This window comes from Micromonospora sp. NPDC048040 (genome assembly GCF_055587185.1).
In genome coordinates this window covers 183,378-191,508 of sequence record NZ_JBVJGT010000011.1, presented here as the reverse complement: position 1 = coordinate 191,508, position 8,131 = coordinate 183,378, and the positions used below count along the sequence as shown (strand labels likewise).

The 8,131-nt window shown below is 71.3% G+C and carries 8 protein-coding genes and 1 pseudogene; 6 read left to right on the top strand and 3 right to left on the bottom strand.

Features of this window, described 5'->3' with window-relative positions; genetic code table 11:
• The 6 genes and pseudogenes from ACZ6O2_RS14685 to ACZ6O2_RS14660 all read left to right on the top strand — a co-directional run.
• Positions 1 to 246 (top strand): annotated as a pseudogene (locus tag ACZ6O2_RS14685) (glycogen debranching N-terminal domain-containing protein); the annotation flags it as partial.
• 76 nt (positions 247 to 322) lie between these two features.
• Entirely contained in the window at positions 323 to 892 is a 570-nt protein-coding gene (locus ACZ6O2_RS14680; protein WP_466023177.1) for a TetR/AcrR family transcriptional regulator, read from the top strand.
• 10 nt (positions 893 to 902) lie between these two features.
• Positions 903 to 1,259 (top strand): hypothetical protein, encoded by a 357-nt coding sequence (locus ACZ6O2_RS14675; RefSeq protein ID WP_350704599.1) that lies wholly within the window; start codon positions 903 to 905, stop codon positions 1,257 to 1,259.
• Between the two features lie 84 nt (positions 1,260 to 1,343).
• Positions 1,344 to 2,333 carry an ABC transporter ATP-binding protein gene (locus tag ACZ6O2_RS14670; RefSeq protein WP_466023176.1) on the top strand — a complete coding sequence of 330 codons (990 nt, stop codon included), beginning with the start codon at positions 1,344 to 1,346 and terminating at the stop codon, positions 2,331 to 2,333.
• A complete protein-coding gene (locus tag ACZ6O2_RS14665) occupies positions 2,330 to 3,124 on the top strand; it encodes an ABC transporter permease (protein ID WP_466023175.1) in 795 nt (264 codons plus the stop codon). Before ACZ6O2_RS14670 ends, ACZ6O2_RS14665 begins: the two co-directional genes overlap by 4 nt.
• Positions 3,125 to 3,359: 235 nt before the next feature.
• Positions 3,360 to 4,757, top strand: a complete 1,398-nt coding sequence (locus ACZ6O2_RS14660; RefSeq protein WP_466023174.1) for a hypothetical protein — start codon at positions 3,360 to 3,362, stop codon at positions 4,755 to 4,757.
• 114 nt (positions 4,758 to 4,871) lie between these two features.
• On the opposite strand, the gene ACZ6O2_RS14655 is transcribed toward ACZ6O2_RS14660, so the two are convergent.
• The 3 genes from ACZ6O2_RS14655 to ACZ6O2_RS14645 form a co-directional block, all read right to left on the bottom strand.
• Positions 4,872 to 5,402 carry an SRPBCC family protein gene (locus ACZ6O2_RS14655; protein WP_350704591.1) on the bottom strand — a complete coding sequence of 177 codons (531 nt, stop codon included), beginning with the start codon at positions 5,400 to 5,402 and terminating at the stop codon, positions 4,872 to 4,874.
• A 94-nt stretch (positions 5,403 to 5,496) separates the two neighbouring features.
• Complete coding sequence (locus ACZ6O2_RS14650; RefSeq protein ID WP_466023173.1) at positions 5,497 to 6,891, bottom strand: N-acetylmuramoyl-L-alanine amidase; 1,395 nt, start codon at positions 6,889 to 6,891, stop codon at positions 5,497 to 5,499.
• Positions 6,892 to 7,130: 239 nt separating this feature from the next.
• A complete protein-coding gene (locus ACZ6O2_RS14645) occupies positions 7,131 to 8,111 on the bottom strand; it encodes a DMT family transporter (protein ID WP_466023172.1) in 981 nt (326 codons plus the stop codon).
• Positions 8,112 to 8,131: the final 20 nt, after the last annotated feature.

The window sequence follows — 8,131 nt, the reverse complement described above, 5'->3', positions numbered from 1 at the left end:
ACCAAGTACCCCGTCGAGTACCCCACCGCCTGCAGCCCGCAGGGCTGGTCGGCCGGAGCGACCCTGCTGTTCCTCCGTACGATGCTCGGCCTCAATCCGCACGAGGACCACCTCGCGGTCGACCCCGCTCTGCCGGCCGCGATCGGCCGGATCGAACTGCTCGACATTCCGGGCCGTTGGGGGCGCGCCGACGCGTTCGGCCGGAGCGGGATCGACAGCCGGCGTCGGGCCAGGGCTCGACGGTAGGGGCGGAACAGGGCCCACGGAATTTAGGAACGATCGTTCTTGACTGGTCGTTCCTAAACCCGCTACTGTGGCTGACATGGGGAGACCACGTGGGTTCGACGAGGATCAAGCTGTCCAGGCGGCGATAGGAGTTTTCGCCGAGCGGGGATACGACGGCACGTCCGTCGACGACCTGGTGGCCAGCCTCGGCGTCCATCGCAACAGCCTGTACAAGACCTTCGGCAGCAAGGGCGGGCTCTACACCAGGGCGCTGCGCTGGCACGTGGAGCACCAGGTGCGACCACTCGTCACGGCCGTCGCGGCGGCTGGCGACATCACCGAGGCGATGCATCGCGTACTCGCCACCGACGCGGCGAAACCCGGCTTCGACCTGCTCCTGAGGGCCGCGGTCGAGCGCGCCCCGGTCGATCCCGAGGTCGCCGAAGTGGTCGCCCAGTGCCTGCGGGAGATGGACGAGGCCCTCGGTCGCGTCCTGATCGCCGAACATCCGGGCGCCGACGGAACCGCTCGCGTCGAGGCACTGACCACCGCGCTGACCGCCACCGTGCTGGGTCTGCGCCTGCGGGCCAGGGCCGGCACCTCCGATACGCAAACCACCGAAGCCGGCAGGGCAGTGGCCCACCAGCTCAGCCACCACGAGATCTGAGGAGACAGATATGGCACGTGTGTATGTCGACGGCGAGGCCCTCGTCGTGGAGATCGAAGGCATGGACAAGCTCTGGGCACTGAAGAGCCGGCTCACCATCCCGCTGGTCAACGTCAGGGGCGCGACCGCCGACCCGGGGATCGTCAAGGAGCCGAAGGGCCTGCGAGCGCCGGGAGCCCACCTCCCCGGGGTCATCGTCGCGGGCACCTTCCACCACGACGGCGAGCGGGTGTTCTGGGACGTCCGCGATCCAGCGAAGGCCGTCGTCATCGAACTGACCGACGAACGCTACAGCCGCCTCGTCGTCCAGGTCAGCGACCCCCACGCCACGGTTCGGCTCATCGAAGAGGCCACGCGGACGCCCTGACCAGTCCGTCCGTCGCTTCCCGGCCGGTGGCCGCTCCGGCGGCCACCGGTCCCTTTTTCACCCCACCTCGAACGGCGATGCCTCATGCCCAAGATCCAAAGGCTGGTTCCCAGTGACCACGACAAACCGCTCACCAGCATCACGAAGACGTCCGACGGCGTACGGGTGCAGGTGCGCAACCTCACCAAGCGGTTCGGTGCCGTCCCGGCGGTCACCGACCTGAGCTTCACCGTGGAGCCCGGGCGGGTCACCGGTTTCCTCGGCCCGAACGGCGCCGGGAAGTCGACCACCCTGCGAATGATACTGGGATTGATTCGGCCCACCTCCGGCGACGCGCTCATCGGTGGCCGACGGTACGTCGAACTGCCGCAGCCGGCTCGTACCGTCGGCGCGGCCCTGGACGCATCAAGCTGTCATCCCGGAATCAGCGCCCGGAACCACCTGCGGATCTACTGCGACATGGCCGGGCTGCCGGTACGACGCGCGGACGAGGTCATCGAGGCTCTGGACATGTCCGGGTTCGCGGGCCGGAAGACCGGCGAATTTTCCACGGGTATGCGCCAGCGGCTCGCCCTCGCCACGGCCCTACTCGGCAACGCTCCCGTGCTGCTTCTGGACGAGCCGACCAACGGGCTCGACCCCGGGGGGATCGCCTGGCTACGCCGGTTCCTGCGCCAGTTCGCCGAGGAGGGGCGCACCGTCCTGGTCTCCAGCCACGTGCTCAGCGAGGTGGAACAGATGGTGGACGGCGTGGTCGTGATCAGCGGCGGGCGCCTGATGGCCGAAGGCACCCTCGACGAACTCGCTGCGGTGACCGTTCCCGCCGTCGTGGTCCAGTCTCCTGACGCCGACCTCCTCGCCGCGCGACTGGCCGATGCCGGGACGACCGATGGTCGCCCGCCCCGGATCGACAACACGGGTCCGGGCACCCTCCGAGTCCATGGCCTCAGCGCCGAACGGATCGCAGACACCGCAGCGGGCGCGGGCCTGCGCGTGTACGGGCTGACTCCGTGCCGCACCGACCTGGAGCAGGCATTTCTGCAGTTGACCGGGGAAAAGAGGACCACCCGATGAGCCACCTCGTCCGAGCCGAGTTCCGCCGGCTGTTCGCCACCCGCCTCTGGATCTGGGCGGTGGCCGCCGCGGTCGTCTTCGGCGGCGGCCTGGTCGGGCTGCTCACCATCATCGGTCCCGAGAACGTCAATCCGCCACTGCCCGGACTGGACACCGAAGCCGGCATCCGGGCGGTACTCGGCCTCGCCGGGCTCGGAGTGATCGTCCCTGCGCTGTTCGGCGCGACAGCGGTCACCTCCGAGTACCGGCACCGGACCATATCGGCCACGTTTCTGTTCGCACCTCGACGCTGGAGCGTGCTGGCCGCGAAACTCCTCGTCTACCTCGTCGCCGGGGTGGCCTATGGGCTGATCACCACGATCGCGGCCGGCATCGCGCTCTACGCCGGGACGGCTGTCCGGGACACCCCCACCGGCGCACCACTCGATGTCGTCGTCAGTCTGCTGCTGCGCCTGGTCGTGGCGATGGCGGCCTACACGGTACTGGGCGTGGGCATCGGCGCACTGGTCCGAAACCAGGTGCTCGCGTTGGCCGGCTTGGGCGCGTACCTCTACATGGGCGAGAACCTGCTGCTCTTCGTTCCTGGGGTGAACACGGCTTACCCGTTCCTGCCCGGCGGTGCCACCGCCGCGCTGACCAACTTCACCGCGCTCACCCAGGTGGCGAGCGACACGACCGGAGCCGCACCGCAACTCCTCTCCCCGCAGGCCGGCGCCGGGCTGCTGATCGCCTACGCGCTCGCCGCCGCACTACTGGCTGTCGTCCTGCCCCTACGCAGGGACGTCGTCTGACCGGGGCGGACGACCGGACGGGCACAAGGCGTGCGTCGGGTCGGCACCCCCGGGCTTTCCCGGTCAGGAGGGCCGGCCCACGCCCAGCGGGTCCAGCCAGCCGTCGACGTCGAAACCCTGCGCCGCTCTCGGTCTGCCGTCGGCAGGCGCTGGCCTTGTACCGTCTTGGAACTGGTCCGCCGCAGTCGCGTCGGGAACGGTGGTGTCAAGGACCGACGTCAGCCAAGGAGGGGCAGTGCGAAGTTTCGCCCGGACGTTCGTCGGCAACCTCGTGCTCTTCACCGTCCTTGGGGCGGCGGGGCCGATCCTGCTCGTCTGCGGCGCCCTGGGCGTCACCGATGCCGGTGAGGGCGAACGGGGCGTCCCACTGGCCTTCCTCCTCGCCGGGCTGGGGCTCACCCTCGCGACAGCCGTGAGCGCCCTTCTCTTCACCCGCAGGCACCACCCGGTCCTCACCGACCGCGACCGCGTGTCCACGGCGCACCAGTGGGACGATCACACCTTCGCCATGTGGACCCCCAGCGCCCGGATTCCCATCCAGGGCGGCCGGCTGGCCACGGCCGAGGTGCGCGAGGCGGCGCTCGTGTCGTACGGCGACGACTGGGAGGCGACGTACCAGTCCTACGGCGACCTCGACCCCGACGAGCCGAAGCCGCGCATCCGGCTCAGGCTGCGGGTGCACCCTGACGGCGGCGCGCCGTTCGAGTCGACGCACACGTGGCGGGTGCCGTCCCTGTGCCTGGCGGCCGTCACCGCGGGGCGACTCGTCGCCGTCGTCCATCCCGACATCCCCGGGGAGTTCGGCATCGACTGGCCGCGCAGCGCCCTGCTGTCGGGCGCCAGGACGTGCAGGCTGCTCGGCCTCGACGGGCGGCACGTCGAGCTGACCGGTCGCCCGGATCTCCTCCTGGAGCTGTGGCGGATCACCGGGACCGGGACCGCGGGCCGGATCACCATGGACGGCGACACGATCGACCTGCGCCGCGTCGAGCCCGCCGTGGCGACGCGGCTCCAGAGCCTGGTCGAGCGGGCCGCCGGCGGGTGGCCGATGCCCGAGCCGGTGCCGGACGGGCAGTCCAGGTGGGTGCTCGACCGTTTGCCCGCGCAGGAGGGGGCGTTCGGCGGCGTGGACCGCCGGTGGGCCCGCCACGGCGGGCACCTCGTCCGTGGCCGGTTCCTGGAACTGCGGGGCACGAAGACCTTCCAGTACGCCGGCCCGGTGCTGGAGACCGTCCTGCGGGTCTTCCCCGCCGACGGCACCGCCCCGATCGACCTCGGGAAGAAACTGACGGTGCCGATGACCTACCTCGCGCTGCTGCACCGCACGAAGCAGCTCGTCGTGCGGGTCGGCCCCGGCCGCCGGTCGTACGAGATCGACTGGGCGCGCACCACCCTCGCCGTCGGGGCGAGCCCGGCCGTCGTGATCGGACCCGACGGTCGCCGGTTCGACCTGACCGGCCGGTTCGACGCCCTGTTGGCGATCATGCGGCTGCTCGTGGCCAACCGGGTGAGTGTCTCCGGCAACGTCCTGGATCTCCGTGACCGCCGCCCCTCCGCGGTGGCGGCGCAGGTCATGGACGTGGTCTCTGCGCGTCCCGACCGGCATTCGCACCTGGACTTCCCGGTGCCGTAGAGCGGGGCCGCACTCGCTGCGCCACCAGTGCGGCCCGCCCACCGCCGCGGCGGTGTTGCTCGACGTCGCCGAAGGCTCGAATCCGGTGGTGGCCGGGCCGCGCCGTCGGAATGGTCAGCGCGGCTGCTCGGCGAGGCCCCGGATGCCCTGCAACGTGGCGGTCATGGCGTCCCGCAGGGCGGCCCGCCGGTTCTCGATGATCTGCTCCTCGTTCTCGGGTGCCCGGTCGATGACCAGGCTCACCCCGCTGCGGCCGGGGCCGATCCGCACGGACTGGACCAGCCGGCAGCCGTCATCCTCGGGCGTGAGCCGGAACTGCCAGGTGGCGGCGGGGTGCCGCAGGTCGGCGGGGCCGCCACCGAAGCGGTTGTCCGGGTCGAGCACCACCCAGCCGAAGACCTGCGGCTCGTCGAACCGCACGACGTGGGAGATGGTCCGCCACTCGCCCAGCGCGGGATGGTGGTTGTGCCCCTCGAACCGGGCGCCGAGCGCCGCCCCCCGGCTGCCGTCGAGCCATCGGACCCGGCGCAGCTCCGTACTGAACCGCGTGGGAAGCTCGATGTCGGTGACCAGTTCCCACACCCGGGCCGGATCGGCCGCCAGGTGCAGGTCACACTCCACCGTCGGGCCATCGACGTAGCGCACGAAATCCTCCCTTGTGTCCTTCGGCTCTCCAGATCCTCTCACCGCGTCGACCGTCGGCGGGGGGCCGCTCCGCCCGGGTTCGGTGCAGGGGCGGTCAGCACCGTGGCACGTTGGGGATGAAGCCGTCGTGGCCGGTCAGGACGTAGGCGTCCGAGACGTACCTGTTGGTGCCGATCCGGTTCCAGACGTTGGTGGTGCCGTAGGTGCCGGTGACGGTGGTGCCGACGGCCTGGCAGTAGATGCTGACCGTCGCGCCGTCGGCGACGGATCCGACGATGGCGTAGCCGGAGCCGGGTCCCGAGCGGACGTTGAGGCCGGCCCCTCCGGTGTTCACGGTGCCGGAGCCGATGCCGGTCTTCCCGTTCACCAACTCCATGTAGTAGGTCCAGTTCCAGTGTGGGCCCGGGTCGGTGTGGGTGGCCCCCGGCACCTCGTTGTGGCCGATGATGTGTGCCCGGTCCTTGGGGATGCCGTACTTGTTGGCCAGGTTGCGGGTCAGGGTCGCGGACGCCCGGTACATCGCGTCGGTGAACCAGGCGGGGTTGTCGACGTAGCCCTCGTGTTCGATGCCGATGGACTGGGTGTTGTACGTCCAGTTGCCGGCGTGCCAGGCGATGTCCTTCTCGCGCACGGACTGGGTGACCGCCCCGTCGGACGAGCGGAACGTGTAGTGCGCGCTAACCTTGGCGGCCGGGTTCTGGAACCAGCTGATCGATCCGGCGTAGCTGCCCTGCGTGACGTGGATGACGACGTACCTGACGGGGTGGCTGCCGGGCCGGCTGGCCACGGTGTAGTTGCTGGGGCTGGCCGGCGCCCACGCGGCCGGTCCGTAGTCGGTGCTGAGGGTTCCGACCCCGCCCGCCGCCTCGGCGAGCGCGCCCCGCTGCGGCGCGACCGGACGGCCGGGAACGGCCAACGCTTCGGGCTGTGCCGTCTCGAAGCCGGTTCGGAGCAGGTCGTAGACGGCGTCGGCGTAGAGCCGGGCGAGCGCCGGGGTGCTTGCCCCGCCGTAGCGCGCGACCGAGCCGTACCACGTGTTGACGTCCTGGCGCTCGACGGCGGTCAGGCCGGCCTGGTCGGCGTAGGAGCGTAGGACGGCGGCGGCCCCGGCGACGTTCGCGGTCGGGTCGGCGCGCAGCGTGTCCCGGTCGAGCCCGGTCAGCCGGGCCGCCTCGTCCAAGGTGTGCAGGTTCGGGTTGCTGACCAGGTGCATGAGGCCGTAACCGCCCGCCGCGCTCGGTCTGCCGCCATGCCCGTCGAGTCGCGTCTCGGCGTGGCCGAGGGCGAGGAGCAGATCGCGGGGAACGTCGTACCGTCCTGCGGCGGTGTCGAACGCGGTGGCCAACCGACTTGATGCGGCCGAGCCCCGGTCCGGGGCGGCTGATGCCGGCGAAGCCGCCAGGACCGACTCACCGGACAGGACCAGAGCCGCGGCGAGCATGGCGCCGAGCAGCCCGTGCGTACGCCGTGAGGCGCGTCGACCAGTCATCTTCCACCCCTCAGTACATCGATTTGTTATAGATGGTGTTCGATGGATGGCCCGTAACATACCTCGCGGCCGACGGCGGTGTAAACGGTTTGCGATTCCGGGCTTTCGGGGCGGCGGAATCCTTCATTGGCGACGCGCCCGGCCGGGACCGCGCCGAGCGGCGGGAGAACCAGCGGGTCACCGTCGACGCGGCCCGCGCACGCCGCCCCGCCGGGCGCGCCAGGTGGTGCCGGTGCGCATCAGGACGGATCCGGCGACGGGTGGACTGCCGACGCCACGACGGGTCTCGCGCCGGAACCGCCCGGCTCGCCCGTCGGCGACGGAGCAGCGGTTCGTGTTCCGGTGCGGGAGCGCTGGGTCAGGACGACGCAGGCGAGCACCACGAGCGCCGCGGCGACCGAGGCGGGGGCGACGGCCTCGCCGACCAGCAGCGCCGACCAGGTCAGGGTGAGGACGGGCTGGGCGAGCTGGATCTGTCCGACCTGCGCGATGCCTCCGCGGGCGAGGCCCGCGTACCAGGCGAAGAAGCCCAGGAACATGGAGACCGCGGTGAGGTAACCGAACGCTGCCCAGGCGACGGCGCCGGCGTGCGGTCGGTGGACCGTGGCGGTCACGGCCGTGACGGGCAGGGTGACGGGCAGCGACAGCAGCAATGCCCAGCAGATCGTGCGGGCGCCGCCCAGTTCGCGGGCGAGCGCGCCGCCCTCGGCGTATCCCAGGCCGCACAGCGCGACCGCCGCGAGCAGGTACAGATCCGCGAGGGACAGGGCGCCGCTGACCGCGCCGCTGACGATGAGGAACGCCAGGACCGCCAGCAGCCCGCCGATGCTCGCGGCCCAGAACAGCGGCGGCGGACGCTCTCCGGCGCGCAGCACCGCGAACATCGCGGTCATGGCCGGCAGCACGGCGACGACGACCGCGCCGTGCGCGGAGGTCTGCGTCGTCAGGGCCAGCGAGGTGAACAACGGAAAGCCGACGACGACACCGAGCGCGACGATCGACAGGCGCCGCCACTGACCCCGGCTGGGCCGGGGCGCGCCGGTGGATCTCAGGTACGCCCATGCCAGCAGCGCTGCGCCGACGGCCCGGCCGAAGGCGACGAACCAGGGGTCCAGCTCCTGCACGGCGACGCGGGTCATGGGCAGCGACATGCTGAAGGCCAGCACGCCCAGCGCGCCGAGGGCGAGCCCGACGGTGCGATCCGCTGTTACCGTACTCACGGCAGTAGCGCTACTCTTAC